Annotated in this window: 1 protein-coding gene; it reads left to right on the top strand. The window is 61.5% G+C overall.

What is annotated here, in order from left to right:
• The first annotated feature begins 202 nt into the window (after positions 1–202).
• Positions 203–1,759, top strand: a complete 1,557-nt coding sequence (locus EII35_RS15340) for an IS1634 family transposase (RefSeq protein WP_125229322.1) — start codon at positions 203–205, stop codon at positions 1,757–1,759.
• Positions 1,760–1,864: the final 105 nt, after the last annotated feature.

The following is a 1,864-nucleotide window of genomic DNA, read 5'->3' as shown; positions in this document are numbered from 1 at the left end:
GTCTTCGGAACATGTCTCCTCCCGGGCCCCAGTCTGTCCCACACCCCAAAACGGGGTTTCTCCCATTCTTCGACCTCAAGGCACCCTCGGACCTGAGTTGCACAAGTGAGTCGTGATTTCACTGTTTGTGGTTGCGTTATGCCTTGTCAGTGGGGTTTCGGGTGGGGTGGTGGGGCACTAATGACCTGGTTAGGATCGGGGTGTGAGTCCGTTTCTGCGTAGGGTGAAGACTGCTTCGGGGGCGGTGGCGGTGCAGATCGTGGAGAAGAAGCATGGGGTCCGGCGGATTCTGGAGCATCTTGGGTCGGCTCACTCGGAGGCTGAGGTGGCGGCGTTGATGCTTGTCGGGCGGGAGAAGCTGGCTGCGGGGCAGCCCATGTTGGACTTCGACGATCACTGTGGGGGTCGCCCGTCTGGGGCGGGGGCGGTCGTGACCGGGCAGGTCTCGCGGCTGCTGGTGGAGGTGATTCGTGGGTCGTGGGAGCGGCTGGGTTTCGCCCGGATCCAGGATGAGGCGTTCTTCCACCTTGTCCTGGCGCGCTTGGTGGAGCCGACGTCGAAACGTGACAGTCTGCGCGTGATCGAGGAGCTCGGCCTCGCCCCGGTCCACCGCAACACGTTCACCAATGCTCTCAAACGTTGCGCTGCCAGTGACTACCGCCAGCTGCTTCACAAGGCCTGTTTTGAGCATGTGTGGGCTGGTCGGGGTGGGGATGTGTCGTTGTTGCTCTACGACGTGACCACGTTGTACTTCGAGGCCGAGAAGGAAGACGCGCTTCGTCGGGTGGGTTATTCCAAGGAACGGCGGGTTGATCCGCAGATCATTGTCGGACTGCTCGTCGACCGGAGTGGTTTCCCGTTGGAGATCGCATGTTTCGAGGGGAACAAGGCCGAGACTCTCACCTTGTTGCCGGTGATCAAACGGTTCCAAGAAACACATCAGATCGCTGACATGGTTGTCGTTGCTGATGCCGGGATGCTCTCCGAGACCAACCTCGCTGCCCTGGATGAGGCCGGTCTGCGTTTCATCGTTGGTTCCCGGGTCACGAAAGCTCCCCACGACCTGGCCGCGCACTTCCACTACCACGGGAACGCGTTCACCGATGGGCAGATCATCGACACCATCACCACTCGTCGCGCAAGCCGCCGTGAGGGTCCACTGCCGCCTCAAGTGCAAGGCTGGGACCCGCAGACCCACCCAGGGTGTTGGCGGGCGATCTGGGCCTACTCGACGAAACGTGCCGTCCGTGACAATCACACCCTCATCCAGCAACACAACCGGGCAGTCGAGATCATCGACGGCACCAAAGCGCCGAAGAAGACACGCTTCCTCAAAACCGGGCCTGCACAGGGATTCACCTTCGACGAAGTCGCCTTCCAGCAGGCACAGAACCTGATCGGGTTGAAAGGCTACGTCACGAACATACCCCCCACGACCATGCCCGCTGATGAAGTGATCGGCTGCTACCACGATCTGTGGCACGTCGAGCAATCCTTCCGTATGTCGAAAACCGACCTTGCCGCACGCCCCATCTTCCACCGCAAACGCGACGCGATAGAAGCACACCTCACCATAGTGTTCGCCGCCCTGGCCATCGCCCGCGACCTCCAAGAACGCGCCGGAACCAGCATCAAAAAGATCATCCACACCCTCCGTCCCCTACGCCACGTCACCATCCAAATCGGAGACCAACACCTCGAAGCCGAACCCACCATCACCGACGACATCAGCCAACTCCTCCACGCACTGGGGCACTAAACTTGTGCAACTCAGGTGGCGGTCAGGGCGACGACGAAGCACGGGATCGGGAAACGTCGCCGCAGCAGGGTGGCGACGGCGGCCGCTGCGGCGAGGAGCACCCCG

It is taken from the genome of Arachnia propionica (assembly GCF_003932785.1).
Taxonomy (GTDB): Bacteria; Actinomycetota; Actinomycetes; order Propionibacteriales; family Propionibacteriaceae; genus Arachnia; species Arachnia propionica_B.
The sequence above is the reverse complement of the archived record's forward strand: the minus strand, read 5'-3'. Positions and strand labels throughout refer to the sequence as shown.